Here is a 15,699-nt window from a genome sequence, read left to right as displayed (position 1 = left end):
TTGTCGGTCTTGGAGACCCTCAAACGTCTAGGCCGGGGAAGATTTTGGCGGCGTTTCCGCTGAGGACTGCTGCCAACAACTCGTCCCCCAGGCCTAGTTGCCGCAGCGCCGCCACGTTGCGGGCGGCGCCGGGGACGCCGGGCCAGTCGGTGCCGAAGATCCAGCGGGCGGCCAGGCGGCGCAGGTCGAAGCGGGCGTAGTACTCGGGCAGCTTGCGCGGCGGCAGGCCGGCCAGGTCCAGCCACACGTTGGGCTTGGCCAGGGCCAGGAACGCGGCGGTGTCGTACCACCAGCCCCGGCCGCCGTGGGCGAACACGAACTGCACGGCCGGGAAGTCCTCGACCACATCGACCAGCAGCGCTGGATCCCCATAGCTGGAGCGGGATCCGGGGAAGCTGGACACTCCCGAGTGAAAGATCACCGGTACCCCGCGCTCCTCGCACACCCGGTACACGGCGTAGACCTCGCGGTCGCCGGGCGAGAAGCAGCCGTGCACGGGATGCAGCTTCACCGCCACCGCGCCGAGGTCCAGCTGACGCTCCACTTCGGACGCCAGCGGGTGGTGCAGGTGCGGGTTGACGTTGGCCACCAACCGAAACCGCACCGGGTTGTGCGACACGATCGGCAGCAGGTCCTCGATCGGCTGAATGCCGGTGGCCCGCGGGCTGTACTCGCAGAACAGCAGCGCCCGATCCACGCCCTGCTCGGCCAACAAAGCGTCCAGCCTCGCGGGAATCGGGTCGCCGCCGGCGGAGTACACCGAGCGCCACGGGTGGTCGCCGCTGAACTGGTCGGCCCACTCCAGCCACGCCGGCTTCAGAGTGGACAGTCGCGGCACGTGCACGTGCGCGTCAACGATCATCGGTCAGCACACCTTTGACCATGTCCCGCAACACGTTCCGGCGAATCTTGCCGGTAGCGGTCTTGGGCATCTCCCCCACCTCGACCACCGCCCGCGGCCGCTTGTACGAGGCGAGCCCGTCCCGGCACCAACTGATCAGGGCGTCCTCGTCCACCTTGTGCCCCAACGCCGGAACCACGCACGCGACCGGCTTCTGCAGCCCGGACGGATCGGTCGCCGACACCACGGCGACCTCCTCCACGTCCGGGTGCTCCAGCAGCCGGCTCTCCACCTCGAACGGCGACACCCACACGCCGCCGGCCTTGAGCATGTCGTTGCTGCGCCCCAGATACGTGTACGTGCCGTCGGCGTCGCGGCGGTAGGTGTCGCCGGTGCGCAGCCACCGGCCCTGGAACACCTCGCGCGTGATGTCGTTGCGGCACCAGTATCCCGTCGCGATCGACGGCCCGCCGATGTACAGGTCCCCGGTGTCGGCCGGCTTCCCGGCCTCGTCGCGGATCTCCACCTCGTAGCCGGGCACCGGCACACCGCTGGTGCCCGCCACCGCCGAGCCGGGCCGGTTGGACAGGAAGATGTGCAGCGCCTCGGTGGAGCCGATGCCGTCCAGGATCTCCACCCCGAACCGGTCCCGGAATTTCTCGAACAGCACCGCCGGCAGCGCCTCGCCGGCCGAAACCCCTTGCCGCACGGTGGAGAACGCGTCGTCCGGAATGGAGCTGGCCAGTGCCGCGGCGTAGAACGTGGGCACACCGAACAGAACCGTCGCCCGGTCGGCGGCGGCCCGGGTGGCGATCAGCTCCGGTGTGGACCTCGACCGTTCCAGCAGGGCCACCGCGCCGGCGGCCAGCGGCATGAAGCACGAGTTGCCCAGACCGTAGGCGAAGAACAGCTTCGACACCGACAGGCAACGGTCCTCAGGACCCAGGCCGAGCACCCCGTTTCCGTAGTACGTGCCGATGGCTCTGACGCTCTCGTGCCGGTGCATCGCCGCCTTGGGCTGCCCGGTGGTGCCGGAGGTGTACAGCCACAGCGCCGGCGAGTCGGCCCAGGTCGGATAGGGCGTCTCCAGCGTCCCGGCGTCCACCAGGTCGTGCCACTGGTGCACGGCCACGCCCGCGCGGGGCTCGAACTGAACTGCACCGTCCAGTACGACAGTGTCGATCTCCGGCGCCAGCTCCACCGCAGCCTGGCAGGCCGCCGCGAACTCCACCGAGGCCAGCAGCACCCGGCTGCGCGAGTCGGCCAGCAGGGCGGCCAGCTCGACCGGGGTCAGCATGGTCGACACCGGCACCGGCACCGCGCCCAGGTACATCGCGCCCAGCACCGCGCTGAGCATCTCCACGTCGTCGGCCATGCTGAGCACGACCCGCTCCTCCGGGCGGACCCCGAGCTCGCGCAGCCCGGCCGCGACCCGGTGCGCCTGCTCGGCCAGCTCGGCGTAGGAGAGCGTGCGCCGGCTGGTGACCGCCGCGGTGTGCCCGCACTCGGCGTGCCGGTCGACCAGGTACTCCGCGGCGTTGAACCGGTCCGGCATCGGTGCTCCTCAGGCCAGATGGACGTACTCGTACTCGAACGGCTTGCCGTTGATGCCGTTGGTCGGCGGCGCGACCCAGGAAGCGATCTTGCCCCGTTCGTAGACCGGATGCATCAGCGACTGCACGAAGGCCAGGTCCTGGCTGGTCGGCAGCCACTTGTCGCGGGACCGGGCCCAGGTCGCCTCGTCCAGGATCGCCCCGTCGGGAGAGATGTGAAAGGCCGCGTTCACGCCCACGCTCCGGTTGAAGCCGGGGTGCGGCAGCCGCAGCTTCCGGTCGATGCCGGCCTCGGCCAGGATCCGGTTCCACCGGGTGACGCCGTGCTCGCAGTCGGCGATGTACTCGTCGCGCAGGTCCAGGTTGAGCATCAGGATGGTGGACAACTCGTCGCCGCCCCAGGTGCCGTCCGGCCGCGGCGTCTCCAGCAGCGCGCCGGTGTCGGTCAGCTTGTGGTCGTCCTTGCGGCGGCCCTCCTGCCAGCGGCCCTTCAGCCCGGCGGTGTAGTAGTTGGCCGCGTTGGTGGACGTCTCGCTGCCGAACAGGTCCAGCGACACGGTGTAGTGGAAGTTGATGTACTTCTGGATGATCTCCAGCGGGATGCCGCCGTGCGGGGCGATGTCAAACGTGTCGTGCTCGCGGATCAGCTCGGCGCTGCGGGCCACCACGCGGTCGACGCCGGTGGTGCCGACGAACATGTGGTGCGCCTCCTCCTTGAGCATGAACTCGCAGGTCCGCGACAGCGGGTCGAAGGCGCTCTCCTTGAGCGTGCCGAGCTGGTACTTGCCGTCCCGGTCGGTGAAGTAGGTGAACATGTAGAAGGCCAGCCAGTCGGCGGTCTCCTCGTTGAACGCGCCGAGGATGCGCGGCGAGTCGGGGCTGCCGGAGTTGCGCAGCAGCAGGTCCTCGGCCTGTTCCCGGCCCTCACGGCCGAAGTAGGCGTGCAGCAGGTACACCATCGCCCACAGGTGCCGCCCCTCCTCCACGTTGACCTGGAACAGGTTGCGCAGGTCGTAGAGGCTGGGCGCGGTCAGCCCGAGCAGTCGCTGCTGCTCCACGGACGCCGGCTCGGTGTCGCCCTGGATGACGATCAGCCGCTGCAGGTCGGCCCGATACTCGCCGGGCACCTGCTGCCACACCGGCTCGCCGCGGTGCTCGCCGAAGCCGATGCTGCGCTGCTGCTCGCGTTCGGCCAGGAAGATGCCCCACCGGTACTCGTCCAGCTTGACGTGGTCGAAGTGGGCCCAGCCGGCCCGCCCGACGCTGACCGCCGTGCGCAGGTAGACGTCGTGCGTCTCCAGCGTCGGTCCCATCTCCGACCACCAGTTCATGAACTTCGGCTGCCAGCCCTCCAGGGCGCGCTGCAGCCGCCGGTCCGAGGACAGGTCGACGTTGTTGGGGATCTTCTCGTCGTAGTTGATGGGGCTGGCCATCTGTCACACTCGCTTCCGGTCGAAGACCGCCTTCTGGCCGGTTCCGTAGCGCCGCAGGGCTCCTTCGGGTCCCGAGGCGCTGGGCCGGTTGAAGATCCAGTTCTGCCAGGCGGTGAGCCGGGCGAATATCTTGGTTTCCAGGGTTTCCGGGCCGACGAACCGGTGGTTGGCCTCCATGCCGGTGAGCGCGTCGGGGCTGAGCGAGGCCCGCCCCTCCAACACGATCCGGATCTCGTCGGGCCAGTCGATGTCGTCGAACGCCTCGGTGACCAGGCCGAGGTCGGCCGCCTCGACAGCGTCGATCGGCTTGTCCATTTCGGACAGTCGGGTCACGTCCTCGCCGTAGAACCGGGACTCCAGGCGGGTCAGGCCGTTGCCCATCGGGAACGGGCCGAAGTTGGCCGGGCTCAGCCGGATCGACGCCCGCTCGTCACTGTCCTCGTCGTCGACCGGCGGTCCGTCCAAAATGTACTGTCGGTCGCAGGCGAAGGCCAGTTCCAGCAGCATGCCGGCGAAACAGGAACCAGGTTCGATCAGGGCGATCAGGCTGCGGCTGGTGACGTCGAGCCGCTTGAGGACCCGCTTGTAGTAGTGCCGGATCTCGTTGCCCAGCCACGAATCGTCCTGCAACAGCCGCTTTTCCCGCGCCAGCACGACATCCGGGTCGCCGATGGTCCTGACCACCCAGGTGCCGAGCTCGGTCTCGTTGGTGCGCAACCGCAGGATGAGGTCGTCGAGCTCGCGGGTCATGGTCAGCGGCCAGTCGTCGCTGTCCGCCGCACGCACGGTGATCGTGACCAGGCTCAGGTCGCGGTCGTAGGCCGCTTCCACGTACTGGTAACGGATTCCGGTCTCGTCAACCTCGCGTCGCAGCGGCGTGAGCTCGACCCCCTGCGCGTCTCGCGGCCGGGTCGACTGCTCCGCGACCTCCAGCGCTCGCTCGCGGATCACCTCGTCGAACCGGCGCGGCGGCACGACTTCGTCGACCAATCCCCATTGGACAGCCGCCTTGCCGCGCATGCCGTCGCTGCGAGTGGCGAACACGTCGGCCCGGTCCTTGCGCACCCGGCGCTTGTCCACCAGCCGGGTCAGGCCGCCGGTGCCAGGCAGCACGCCCAGCAGCGGCACCTCGGGCAGCGACACCGCCGAGGAGTTGTCGTCCACCAGCACGATGTGCTCACAGGCCAGCGCCAGCTCGTAGCCGCCGCCGGCGCAGGACCCGTTGACCGCGGCCAGATACGTCTGGCCGGAGTGCTCGGTGGCGTCCTCCATGCCGTTGCGGGTCTCGTTGGTGAACTTGCAGAAGTTCACCTTCCACTCGTGGCTGGAGGCGGCCAGCATGCGGATGTTGGCCCCGGCGCAGAACACCCGGTCCTTGCCCGAGGTGACGATGACCGTGCGCACGCCGGGGTGCTCGAAGCGCAGCCGCTGGGTGGCGTCGTAGAGCTCAATGTCCACGCCGAGGTCGTAGGAGTTCAGCTTGAGCTCGTAGCCGGGCACGATGCCGGCGGTCTCGTCCACGTCGAGCACCAGCCAGGCCAGCTCCCCCTCGACCCGCATCGACCAGTGCCGATAGCTGTCCGGGTGCGCGTCGAAGGACACAGCCACGGTGTCGCCTCCCTCTGGACAGCCTCCCCGTTGAGGCCTCCATTTTCTACAACTAGACGGCGATACGTCAACGTTTCTGTAGAGATTCACTCAGAACGGCGCCGACCTTGTCGACGATCTCGTCCAGGTGCTCGCGCTCGCAGACCAGCGGCGGGGCGATCTGCACCACCGGCTTGCCCCGGTCGTCGACCCGGGCGATCAGACCGGCCCGCAGCAGACCAGCCTTGACCGGGTTGAGGTCGTCGGTCGCCAGTTCGGCGGCGTAGAAGAAGCCGTCGCCGCGAACGTCCACCACGCCGGGTAGGTCCCGCAGCTCCTGCATGCGCTCGCGCAGGTGCGGGGTCAGCTCGCGGACGCCGTCGAGGATCTTGTCCCGCTCGAAGATGTCCAGGTTGCGCAGGGCGATCGCGGCGGCCAGCGGGTGGCCGCCGAAGGTCAGGCCGTGCGAGAGCGTCTGACCGGGGCGGTAGTACGGCTCGGCGACGCGGTCGCTGACCAGGACCGCGCCCATCGGGGCATAGGCCGAGGTCAGCCCCTTGGCGACGGTGATCATGTCGGGGACCACCTCAGGCACGGCGAAGTACTCGCCGATCCGGCCGAACCCGGTGATCACCTCGTCGGCGACGAGCAGGAAGCCGTAGCGGTCGGCCAGCTGTCGCAGCCCGGTCCAGTAGCCGGCCGGCGGCACGAAGCAGCCGCCGGCGTTCTGCACCGGCTCGGCGATCAGCATGCCGACCGTCTCCGGTCCGGCGGCGACGATCGCCTCTTCGGTCTCCCGCAACAGGAACTCGACGTCGCCCTCGCCGGTGTTGGGCACCCGGACCACGTCGATCGCCGGCCGGCCGAACGGCTCCTTGAGCGTGGGAATGCCGGTCAGGGCCAGGGCGCCCAGGGTCTGGCCGTGGTAGGCGGTCCGGCGGGCAACTGCCTTCACGCGCTCCGGCTGCCCGTTGGCCACGTGGTACTGGCGGGCGATCTTCCACGCCGACTCGACCGACTCGGAGCCACCGGAGGTGAAGAACACCCGGTTGACGCCCTGCGGCGCGAGGTCGGCCAGCCGCTCAGCCAGCTCGATCGCCGGCGGGTGGGCGGTGTTCCAGTTGGTGTTGAACGGAAGCGTGGTCAGCTGGGCCGTGGCCGCCGCGGCGAACTCCGCGCCGTAGGAGTAGCCGAGCTGGGCGCAGAACAGGCAGGACAGCGCGTCCAGGTAGCGGCGGCCGTCCGCGTCGATGACGTGCACGCCCTCGCCGCGCGTGAGGACCAGCGGGTATTGGCCGTCACGGAGCTTGGAGTGCTGGCCGTAGTGCAACAGCAGGTGATCACGCAGGCCCGTCGTCACGTCACTCTCGGTCATGCCCCGATCCTGCTACACTGACCAGAAGACGAATCCGGTCAGTGAGTCAGGAGGCAGCGCGTGAAAGCGGCTCGCATCCTCGACGCGGCCGAGGAACTGCTGGTCAGCTACGGGTATCGGCGGATAACCGTGGACGAGGTGGCCCGGCGGGCCGGCGTCGGCAAGGGCACGGTTTACCTCTATTGGCCCAGCAAACTGGAGCTGTTCGGCGCGGTGCTGACCCGCGACGCGGCCCGTCTGGTCTCCGACCAGCTGGCCGCCATGCGGACCGATCCGGCCGAGGTGCTGCTGCACCGCTCGCTGCGATGGGCGTTCCTGGCGGTCATGGCTCGGCCGCTGGCCCGCGCCTGGGCCACCACCGATCTGGCGCTACTCGGCGAGCTGGCCACCCAGAGCCGCAGCGGCATGCTGTTCGCCGGCGGCAAAAGGGACACCACTGACCGCTTTCTCGCCGTGCTGCACAAGCACGGCCTGCTGCTCGACGAGCCCGATCCGCTGCTGGCGTACCGCCTGTCGGCCGCGGTCACCGGCTCGTTCGTGCTGGGGCCGCTGACGCCGGAGTTCGACGTCGAGGCCCAGGCCGACGCCCTGGCGCTGACCGTGCGCCGGGCGTTCGAACCGACCGAGACGCCCGACCCCGCGGCGGCCGCCGCGGAGATCACCGGGCTCTACCAGGACTGGCTCTCGGATCTACGTGCGGAGTTGCCATGACACAGGTGAAGGTCAAGCTGGACCGGGCGATGGAGACCTCGCTGGTCACGCTGTACGGCAAGGCGCTCGACGCCCGCATGACACCGTCCATTCTGGACGATCAGATGGCCGTGCGGGCGTTGTCCCGCATCGACTACGACTTCAGCCACATGAAGGCCATGAACGAGCGGGTCGCGCCGAACGCCGCCGCCCGGTCCAAGCACTTCGACGACTGGACCCGGGAGTTCCTCGCCGCCCACGAGTCGGCCACCGTGGTGCATTTGGCCTGCGGCCTGGACACGCGGGTCTGGCGCATCGACCCCGGGCCGTCGGTGGCCTGGTTCGACGTCGACTTCCCCGACGTCATCGAGGTTCGGCGCAAAATCTTCCCGGAACGGGCCGGCTACACGATGATCGCGTCCTCGGTGACCGATCCCGGCTGGTTCGACCGGATCCCGGTGGACCGGCCCATGTTCCTGGTCGCCGAGGGCCTGACCATGTACCTCTCCCCCGCCGACGGCCAGACCCTGTTCCGCCGCATCGTCGACCGCTTCGGCCACGGCACGTTCGCCTTCGACACCCACAACCGCCTCGGCGTGCGGCTGGTCAACATCATGCTCAAGCGGGCCTTCGGCACCGCGATGCTGAACTGGGCGGTCAACAGCCGGGCCTACATCGACCGCATCGACCCCCGCCTGCACTGCGTGGACGCGGTCAGCGCCCTGCTCGCCCCGAGCGCGGCCAATCTCCAGCTGAGCACCCGGATCTTCACCCGGCTCATCCGCCCGTTCCCAGCCATCCGCGACCTGGGCCTCTACTTCCGCTACACCTTCTGATCCCCTCGCGAGTCCCGCTCTCAGGCAACCGAATGTCGATTTCCGGAACCGGTGTTTCAGTTGTCCGAGAGCGGGACTCGCGTGTTTATGAGGGAGTCGAGGAGGCGGAGGCGGTCGGCGGAGTCCGATCCCGGGTCGGCGCCGAAGAACAGGATGCGCTGGCCGGGATCGCTCGGCAGCCGCAGGGACTCCTCGTTCAGGGTCAGCGGCCCGACCATCGGGTGGTTGAAGCGCCGCACGCCGTGGCCGCACTCGTTGACCGGCTGGGTGGCCCAGATGCGGGCGAACTCGGGGCTCTGGATGGTCAGCTCGCCGATCAGCTCGGCCATGATCGGGTCGCCGGGCAGATCGCCGGTGGCCAGCCGGAGATAGGCCGCCGACTCGATCGCGTTGGACTCCCAGTCCACCAGCAGATCCCGGGCCGACGGGTCCAGGAACGTCTGCTTGAGCATGTTGACCCGGGCGCCGGGGTCGACACCGAACAGGGCGTAGCCGAGGCGGTTGCCCCCGATCAGGTCGAAGTACCGGCCAATGATGACCGCCGCCTGGTCGGCCGCGCTGTCCACCAGGGCGAGCAGCGTGGGCCGGACCTCCTCGACGCCGGTCGGCCGCCGCACCAGGCGGGTGTGCTCCGGGCGGGCCAGGCGCAGCAGGTGAGCCCGCTCGTGGGCGTTGAGCTGGAGCGCGTTGCCCAGCGACTCCAGCACCGACTCCGAGACGTGCCCGCCCTCGCCCTGCTCCAGCCGGGTGTAGTACTTGACGCTGATGCCGGCCAGCTGCGCCACTTCCTCGCGCCGCAGGCCCGGCACCCGCCGCGTCTCCCCGTACGTCGGCACGCCGACCCCGGCGGGAGTCAGCGCCGAACGGCGAGCGCGCAGGAACTCCCCCAGCTGATCACTCACGTCTTCCATTCTCTGGATCGGCGGCCACCGCTGCCACCCCCTCGCAGGGGCAGGCAGCGGCCGAAAAACCCGGCCACGGTGGAAAACATGAGTGAGATGCAGAAGGTGGCGCTGGTGACCGGGGGCTCACGCGGGGTCGGCGCCGCGACGGTTCGACGCCTTACCGAGGACGGCTACCGAGTCACGTTCAGCTACCTGAACGCCGAGCAGCGGGCCAAGGCGCTGGCCGACGTGACCGGGGCCGTCCCGTTCCGGGCCGACGCCGGCGACACCGAGGCGATGGCCCGGCTGGTCGGGGACGTCGTGACCGAGCTGGGGCAACTGGACGTGCTGGTACACAACGCCGCCGTGTTCGTGCAGGGCCGGCTGGCCGACCCCGCACGAGACGAGGCCGCCATGGCCGACCAGTTCCGCGCCAACCTGTTCGGCGTGGTCGCCGCCACCCGGGCCGCCGCCGCGCACCTGCCCGACAACGGCCGGATCGTGTTGGTCAGCTCGACCGCCGCCGCCAGCTCCTTCGGCGGTCCGATCGGTGACTACTCCGCCACCAAGGCCGCCTTGGAAGCGTACGGGCGGGCCTGGGCCCACGAGTTCGGACCGCGGGGCATCACCGTGAACAGCGTGCAGCTGGGGCCCATCGACACCGAGATGCTGGACCGGGAAGCCGCCGGCGAAGCCCTGCTGTCCCGGCTGCCGCTGCGCCGCTTCGGCCGGCCTGAGGAGATCGCCGACGTGATCGCCTACCTGGCCGGCCCCGGCGCCAGCTACGTCACCGGCGCCACCCTCCGCGCCGACGGCGGCCTCAGCGCCTGAGCAACCCCCGCGAGTCCCGCTCAGCGTCACACCGAACTGTATGAAACGGATTCACGCAGTTCGGTGTGACTGTGGGCGGGACTCGCCGGGATCACTTGACGTGCTTGGGGAGGAAGTCGCGGATCAGGGCGGCGACGGTGGCGGCCTGGGTCTCCAGGGCGAAGTGGCCGGCGTCGAGCAGGTGGATCTCGGCGTCGGGCACGTCCCGGGCGAAGGCGCGGGCCCCGTCCGGGCCGAAGATCTGGTCGTTGCCGCCCCACACGGCCAGCACGCCGGGGTGGCGGTCGCGCAGGAAGGCCTGCCAGGCCGGGTAGCTCGGCGGGTTGGTGCGGTAGTCGTGGAACAGCTGGAGCTGCACCTCGCGGGCGCCGGGGCGCGCCAGCAGCGTGATGTCCAGGGTCATGGCGTCCGGGCTGACGAGTTCGGGGTCGGTCTCACCGTGCAGGTACTGCCAGCGGGTCGCCTCTTCGGAGAGCGCGGCGGCGACGGGGGCCTCGGTGGTCGGGTTCCAGTCGGCCCAGAACTCCCGCAGCGGGGCCCAGAACTCGGGGACCAGGCCCTCCTCGTAGGCGTTGCCGTTCTGGGTGACGATCGCCCGCACCTGGTCGGGGCGTCGGAGGGCGAGCCGGAAGCCGACCGGCGAGCCGTAGTCCTGCACGTAGATCCCGAACGTGCCGAGTCCCAACTGCCCGACGAACTTGTCGACGACCTCGGCCAGGTGCTCGAAGGTGTAGTCGAACTCGTGCACCGACGGCATGTCTGTCTGGCCGAAGCCGGGCAGGTCCGGGGCGATCACGTGGAAGTCGTCGGCCAGCAGCGGGATCAGGTCGCGGAACATCACCGACGAGGTCGGGTAGCCGTGCAGGAGCAGCAGCGTGGGCCGGGCCGGGTCGCCGGCCTCCCGGTAGAACACCGACAACCCTTCCACGGTCTCCCTGCGGTACCGGATCGCCATGACACGCACCCTTCGGATCGAAGTAACGCCCTATGCGTTACTTCAACGACCGTAGCACACGTAACGCCCGATGCGTTACCCTCATTTCGTGACGACGTTTCCACTGCTCGGCGAGCCCCTGGCGGTCGACCTGGCGAACACCATCGCCCGGCTGCGTGGTCGGGATGTCGACCTGATCGCCGACGACGCCGGCCTGACCGCCTGGCTCTCCTTGCACCCGCAACTCGGCGCCGTCGACGGTGACGAGTTGCGGGCCCTGCGGGGTGCCATCCGTGAGGTCTTCCAGGCCACCGCCGAGACCCGCTCCGCCGACCCGGACGCCGTCACCGCCGTCAACGCCGCCGCGTTCCGCTGCCTGGCCACCCTGACGTCCACTTCGGACGGTCCGGTGGTGGAGTGGGGCGGCGGGCCCCTGCCGGTCATCGCCCGCTCGGCCGTCGAGGTCGTCGCCGCCGCCAGCCTCCGTGGCTGCGCCAACCACGACTGTGTGCTGTTCTTCGCCCACGGCGACGAGCGGCGCAAGTTCTGCGACACCAGGACCTGCGCGAACCGGGCCCGCCAGGCCCGCCACCGCGAACGCCACGCCCAGGCCTAAGGCAGCTCGGGGCAGCGCACCTCGTCGGGCCGGCGGTCCGGCCGCAGCCCCCGCCATGTGGAATGCCGCAGCACACGGTCCACAGTGAACTTCCGGTACTCCACCTCGCCGACCCGCTCCGGCCGGAGCCACCGCACGTTGCGGGCCCGGTCCCGCGGCACCGGGTTGGTGAACGGGGATTGCTTCTGCCCCAACGGTTCCAGCTCAGCCAGCAGGTCCTTCAGCGCCTGGTCGGTGAAACCCGTGCCGACGTCGCCGATGTAGCGCAGGCCGGTGTCGTCATAGGCGCCGAGCAGCAGCGCCCCGATGGTGCCGTCGCGCCGGCCCTGCCCGGGCCGCCAGCCACCGATGACCACCTCCTGGGTGTGCCAGAACGGGTGCTTCAGCCACTCCGGGCTGCGGCGGCCCGGATGGTAACGGGAGTCGGTGACCTTGGCGATCAGCCCCTCCAGACCGGCGTTCGCGGCGATCTGGAGCAGCTGTTCCGGGTCGACGTCGGCGTGGTCGTAGTACGGCGTGACCGAGATCCTGGGGTTGCCGGGCGCCAACTCGGCCAGCAGCGCACGCCGTACCCGATACGGCTCCCCGGTCAGATCGTTGTTGCCCAGCCGGAGCAGGTCGAAGGCGAAGTACTGCACCTTGACCGCCCGGTTCTGCAACAGGTTGAAGTCCGGCACTCCCCGGCGGTCCAGCGCCACGATCTCACCGTCGAGGACCGCCGAGACGGTGAGCCCGGGCTCGGTCACTTCCACATACCTGGCGGTTAAATCGTTGAGGTTGCGGCTGTTCAGCCGAGTTGTGCCGTCCTCGGCGACCCGCATGACCGCCCGGTATCCGTCCCATTTGAACTCGTACGACCAGGCCTCGCCGTCCGGCAGCGTGCCGCCGTCGGAGCCGGCCAGCATCGGCTCCACCGGGTCCGGCACCGCCGACCGTCGCGCCACGCCGTTCACGGTAGCCCGGACGGAGTAGCGGCGCGAGCTTCCGGGGTCGCCCCAGAACGTGAGCTCGCCCGCCAACCACAACCGCGCCTCCCGACTCAGTTCGGCCGACTCAGCACCTCGACTGCCTTCCGGATGAACGCCGCCTTCTCCGCCCCTCTCGGCTGCGCGCCCATGTACGTGAGGCTGGCGCCTTGCTGGTCCCCGTGACGCAGCCGCATGTACGCGGCTGACAACAGAAACCCGTACTCGGGTCGTGCCGCTTCACGTGGATCGCGCTTGATCGCGTTGGCCGCCTCCTGACACCGGTCGGCCGCAGCGATGTCCCCCAGGCCGCGGTACTCGCCCGCCTGCCGTTCCAGTATCGCGATCGACTGGATGTAGTTGCCGATGTGCGTGACCTGAAGCGGCCCGCGTCCACGAAACGACCAGTTCCCGTCCGGGTTGATGGTGGCCCGGTTCGGATTGCCGACCGGATAGGCCCGTGTATCGAAATACGTGCGCACGTAGCCTGGCGTGCGCACCTGAGTCGGGTCGTTCTGGTAGTAGTCGCTCGGGTCCTGGCTTTCGGTGAACGCACGGAACTCGCCGGTCTCGACCAGTGCGTTCGCCAGGTAGTTCGCGGTGGCCTCGATGGTGTCGATCCGCAGGAGTTCCAGGGCCTCGTTCAACCGGTCGAGATAGTCGATGACGTTCTGTTGGACGCCGGTCTCCGCGGCCGTGACCTCCTCGGCGGACTTTCCCCCGCGGGCAACCGTTCCTTTGGCCGTCCGCCGCCACAGTGGATCGATCTCGTCGAGCTGCGCCGCGGTCACATGGTTGGAACGAGCGGGGAAGGAGACGTCGTCAGCGCCGACGTAGCCCACGAGGGCTCCGCCGACCGCCGCGACCACCGGCCGAAATCCGTTGCTGACCGGACCGACCAACAGGTGCTCACCGGCGTTCAGCGGCCGGACGAACGTCGCCGACAGGTCCGGCCGGCGCAACAAGCTCGGGTTCACGGCGGAGGCCACCCCGATCCGGGTTCCCTTGGTGTCGCTGGAGGGCGCGAGCGGCGCCAGGACGCGCGGATACGCCCGCTTCTCGCTACCCATGTACTCCGGGCCCCAGGTCAAGCTGGGCTGTACACCTTGCGGCTCACTGAACTCGGGCGCGCGATCCACCATCACCGGCGCGGCGGACGCGCGCAGCCGGGCCGGGTGCCCGGCGAGCACCGCGCTGGCGGCCGCGTCGGCAGCGCGTTCGTCGGGATGCCCGGTGGGCTTGATCGTCAGCTCCGCCGGCACGGTCGGGCTGTGCTGCTGGGTGACGTGGGCCAGTTCATGAGCCAGCAGTCGTCGCCCGGCGGACGATTGCGGTAGGTAGCGGCCACTGCGAAACGCGATGTGGTTGCCCACGGTATAAGCGGCCGCGCCCACCGATCGGGCAGCCGCGTCAGCGGAACGGTCCGTGTGCACGCGGACCCGGCTGAAGTCCCGACCGAACCGGGGCTCCAGATCCGCTCTGACCGACTCAGCCAACGGCTCCCCGGCGCGGCGCACCGCATCTCCGACCGCCTGCGGCGCAGTGTCGACCAGGTGCGGTGGTTCAGCCGCAGCCGGCCTTCGTTCAGCGGTGAAGCCGGTCATTCCCACCTCCAGGCTCGACGCCTGTATCGAGGTCTACCGCGCCATCGTCGCCGGACCGTCACTCAGGCTTGCGCTCGACCAGGGTCGCTGTCAACAGCGGCCCATCCAGTAGCGGCGCGAGCTTCCGGGGCGGCCGAAGCCGCCCCGGAAGGGCGAACTCACCAGCCGACCGCGACCTCCAGCCACTGCGGGTTGCCGTGGGAGATGAAGGACGACTGGCCGGCGACATCGTCGTACGGGAAGCCGTACGCGAGGTTGTTGATGTCGTGGTCGTGCCAGAACTTGGCGTAGTAGTTGGCCGGCGCGGCCTTGTAGAACTGCGTCGGGTCCTGCTGCTGCGAGGACGGCAGCTGCGCGGTGTGCCGGTTCAGGGCGGCGCACATGGTCGGGTTGGACGCCATCGTGTTGGCGCAGCCGAAGATGTACTGCGTGGTCTCGTTGACGCCGACGGACTGGGCGTAGCTGGTGAAGTAGTTGGCGTACTGGCCGCCCGGCTGGAACGCGGCGACGCTGCCCGGCGCGGGGATCCGGTACGGCGCCTGCACCTGGGCCAGCTGCTTGAACTCGGTCGGCACCTCGTTGGTGAACTTCTGGAAGGTCGCGGTGCGATCCTCCTGGAAGGTCTGGTAGTCCTCGCCGACCTGCACGTCATAGCCGTCGTGGGCGTGCAAACGCATGGCCAGCTTCAGCCCGAACGCGTCGACCCGGGTGGTGTTGCCGTTGAACACCGCCGCCCCGACCGTGAACTCGATGAAGTCGTAGTACTGGCTGTTGGGCGTGCCCAGGTAGAAGTACATGCGGCCGGCGGAATTGGCCGGCATGTCCACATACGGCTGCTCGGCGATGGAGTGCGTCTGGCCGTTGAAGCTCCAGTACACCTGGCTGTCCGGGTACTTGCCGTTGGTGCGGTTGAGCACCTTGACCATCAGCACGTTCTGCGCGGGCGGGATGGTGCTGGTGTCGCCCCAGAACGAGTCCGGCGGCGGGGCGCCGGGGCCGGTCGGGGTGCCACCGCCGCCGCTGATCGTTCCAAATACCTGGAATTCCCACAGGGAGTAGCCGTACGGGGTGCCGCGCTGCGTGCCGTACATCCGCACGTAGCGTCCACTGCCGGTCACGGTGAGCGTCTGCACACCGCCAGTGCCGGTGGTGGTCGAGTACAGAGTGGTCCAGGTGGCGTTGTCGGTGGAGCCCTGGATCTGGAAAGCCTTGCCGTAGGCGGCTTCCCAGTTCAGCACCACCTGGTTGAGGGTGGCGGTGGCGCCGAGGTCGACCTCGACCCACTGCGGGTCGCTGAACGCCGAGGACCAGCGGGTTCCGGTGTTGCCGTCGACGGCGTTGGACGCGCCGAAGCCGGCGTTCTCAGTGGACGACGAGGTGGCGGCCTTGCCTTGCGATATCAGGGTTCCGGCGGCGTGCGCGGGAAGCGCGCCGAGGAAGGTGGCCGTCATGGCGACGGCGACGAGCAGCAGCGGGGCACGAAGCCAGCGCCGCCGCGGTGCGGTGATGGACATGGGTCCCTCTCCAGAGCCGGCAGGGGGCAAGGGCAG

At 69.5% G+C, this 15,699-nt stretch carries 14 protein-coding genes; 4 read left to right on the top strand and 10 right to left on the bottom strand.

Features of this window, described 5'->3' with window-relative positions; translation table 11 throughout:
• Window positions 1-19: 19 nt before the first annotated feature.
• The 5 genes from JJ691_RS01320 to JJ691_RS01300 all read right to left on the bottom strand — a co-directional run bounded on the left by JJ691_RS01320 (window position 20) and on the right by JJ691_RS01300 (window position 6,789).
• Complete coding sequence (locus JJ691_RS01320; protein WP_211766952.1) at window positions 20-862, bottom strand: amidohydrolase family protein; 843 nt, start codon at window positions 860-862, stop codon at window positions 20-22.
• Window positions 852-2,396 carry a benzoate-CoA ligase family protein gene (locus tag JJ691_RS01315; RefSeq protein ID WP_211766951.1) on the bottom strand — a complete coding sequence of 515 codons (1,545 nt, stop codon included), beginning with the start codon at window positions 2,394-2,396 and terminating at the stop codon, window positions 852-854. Before JJ691_RS01315 ends, JJ691_RS01320 begins: the two co-directional genes overlap by 11 nt.
• A 9-nt stretch (window positions 2,397-2,405) precedes the next feature.
• Window positions 2,406-3,827, bottom strand: a complete 1,422-nt coding sequence (gene boxB, locus JJ691_RS01310) for a benzoyl-CoA 2,3-epoxidase subunit BoxB (protein ID WP_211766950.1) — start codon at window positions 3,825-3,827, stop codon at window positions 2,406-2,408.
• A gap of 3 nt (window positions 3,828-3,830) precedes the next feature.
• A complete protein-coding gene (boxC, locus tag JJ691_RS01305; protein ID WP_211771214.1) occupies window positions 3,831-5,429 on the bottom strand; it encodes a 2,3-epoxybenzoyl-CoA dihydrolase in 1,599 nt (532 codons plus the stop codon).
• Between the two features lie 73 nt (window positions 5,430-5,502).
• Window positions 5,503-6,789, bottom strand: a complete 1,287-nt coding sequence (locus JJ691_RS01300) for an aminotransferase class III-fold pyridoxal phosphate-dependent enzyme (protein ID WP_211766949.1) — start codon at window positions 6,787-6,789, stop codon at window positions 5,503-5,505.
• Window positions 6,790-6,849: 60 nt separating this feature from the next.
• On the opposite strand from JJ691_RS01300, the gene JJ691_RS01295 reads away from it, so the two are divergent.
• Together JJ691_RS01295 and JJ691_RS01290 are read left to right on the top strand one after the other, a co-directional pair.
• The gene (locus JJ691_RS01295) at window positions 6,850-7,500 is read left to right on the top strand and encodes a TetR/AcrR family transcriptional regulator (RefSeq protein WP_211766948.1); all 651 of its coding nucleotides are present in this window, start codon (window positions 6,850-6,852) and stop codon (window positions 7,498-7,500) included.
• A complete protein-coding gene (locus JJ691_RS01290) occupies window positions 7,497-8,315 on the top strand; it encodes a class I SAM-dependent methyltransferase (protein WP_211766947.1) in 819 nt (272 codons plus the stop codon). The genes JJ691_RS01295 and JJ691_RS01290 overlap by 4 nt, the downstream gene beginning before the upstream one ends.
• Before the next feature lie 56 nt (window positions 8,316-8,371).
• Here JJ691_RS01290 and JJ691_RS01285 read toward each other — a convergent pair whose 3' ends face one another.
• Window positions 8,372-9,217: a helix-turn-helix transcriptional regulator gene (locus JJ691_RS01285; protein ID WP_211766946.1), complete on the bottom strand. Its 846-nt coding sequence runs from the start codon at window positions 9,215-9,217 to the stop codon at window positions 8,372-8,374.
• Window positions 9,218-9,304: 87 nt separating this feature from the next.
• Between JJ691_RS01285 and JJ691_RS01280 the strand changes: the two genes are divergently transcribed.
• Window positions 9,305-10,030 carry an SDR family NAD(P)-dependent oxidoreductase gene (locus tag JJ691_RS01280; protein WP_211766945.1) on the top strand — a complete coding sequence of 242 codons (726 nt, stop codon included), beginning with the start codon at window positions 9,305-9,307 and terminating at the stop codon, window positions 10,028-10,030.
• A 91-nt stretch (window positions 10,031-10,121) separates the two neighbouring features.
• Here JJ691_RS01280 and JJ691_RS01275 read toward each other — a convergent pair whose 3' ends face one another.
• On the bottom strand, window positions 10,122-10,985 hold the full coding sequence (locus tag JJ691_RS01275; RefSeq protein ID WP_211766944.1) for an alpha/beta fold hydrolase: 864 nt from the start codon (window positions 10,983-10,985) through the stop codon (window positions 10,122-10,124).
• A gap of 88 nt (window positions 10,986-11,073) precedes the next feature.
• Here JJ691_RS01275 and JJ691_RS01270 point away from each other — a divergent pair, with 88 nt between their 5' ends.
• Complete coding sequence (locus tag JJ691_RS01270; RefSeq protein WP_211766943.1) at window positions 11,074-11,580, top strand: CGNR zinc finger domain-containing protein; 507 nt, start codon at window positions 11,074-11,076, stop codon at window positions 11,578-11,580.
• Here JJ691_RS01270 and ligD read toward each other — a convergent pair.
• From ligD to JJ691_RS53255, 3 genes are all read right to left on the bottom strand, one after another.
• The gene (ligD, locus tag JJ691_RS01265; RefSeq protein ID WP_211771213.1) at window positions 11,577-12,485 is read right to left on the bottom strand and encodes a non-homologous end-joining DNA ligase; all 909 of its coding nucleotides are present in this window, start codon (window positions 12,483-12,485) and stop codon (window positions 11,577-11,579) included. The two genes, JJ691_RS01270 and ligD, sit on opposite strands and share 4 nt — an antisense overlap.
• Before the next feature lie 134 nt (window positions 12,486-12,619).
• Complete coding sequence (locus JJ691_RS01260) at window positions 12,620-14,149, bottom strand: eCIS core domain-containing protein (protein ID WP_211766942.1); 1,530 nt, start codon at window positions 14,147-14,149, stop codon at window positions 12,620-12,622.
• Window positions 14,150-14,307: 158 nt separating this feature from the next.
• Entirely contained in the window at window positions 14,308-15,663 is a 1,356-nt protein-coding gene (locus tag JJ691_RS53255) for a beta-1,3-glucanase family protein (RefSeq protein ID WP_211766941.1), read from the bottom strand.
• Window positions 15,664-15,699: the final 36 nt, after the last annotated feature.

The sequence above is a fragment of the Kutzneria sp. CA-103260 genome (assembly GCF_018263855.1).
Lineage (GTDB): Bacteria > Actinomycetota > Actinomycetes > Mycobacteriales > Pseudonocardiaceae > Kutzneria.
This window is presented reverse-complemented; position numbering and strand designations above follow the sequence as displayed.

Bases quoted from the DNA above. Each gene is read 5' to 3' on its own strand.
- JJ691_RS01320 (WP_211766952.1), bottom strand. From the start codon at position 862: ATGATCGTTGACGCGCACGTGCACGTGCCGCGACTGTCCACTCTGAAG.
- JJ691_RS01315 (WP_211766951.1), bottom strand. From the start codon at position 2,396: ATGCCGGACCGGTTCAACGCCGCGGAGTACCTGGTCGACCGGCACGCC.
- boxB (WP_211766950.1), bottom strand. From the start codon at position 3,827: ATGGCCAGCCCCATCAACTACGACGAGAAGATCCCCAACAACGTCGAC.
- JJ691_RS01300 (WP_211766949.1), bottom strand. From the start codon at position 6,789: ATGACCGAGAGTGACGTGACGACGGGCCTGCGTGATCACCTGCTGTTG.
- JJ691_RS01290 (WP_211766947.1), top strand. From the start codon at position 7,497: ATGACACAGGTGAAGGTCAAGCTGGACCGGGCGATGGAGACCTCGCTG.
- JJ691_RS01280 (WP_211766945.1), top strand. From the start codon at position 9,305: ATGAGTGAGATGCAGAAGGTGGCGCTGGTGACCGGGGGCTCACGCGGG.
- JJ691_RS01275 (WP_211766944.1), bottom strand. From the start codon at position 10,985: ATGGCGATCCGGTACCGCAGGGAGACCGTGGAAGGGTTGTCGGTGTTC.
- ligD (WP_211771213.1), bottom strand. From the start codon at position 12,485: ATGCTGGCCGGCTCCGACGGCGGCACGCTGCCGGACGGCGAGGCCTGG.
- JJ691_RS01260 (WP_211766942.1), bottom strand. From the start codon at position 14,149: ATGACCGGCTTCACCGCTGAACGAAGGCCGGCTGCGGCTGAACCACCG.
- JJ691_RS53255 (WP_211766941.1), bottom strand. From the start codon at position 15,663: ATGTCCATCACCGCACCGCGGCGGCGCTGGCTTCGTGCCCCGCTGCTG.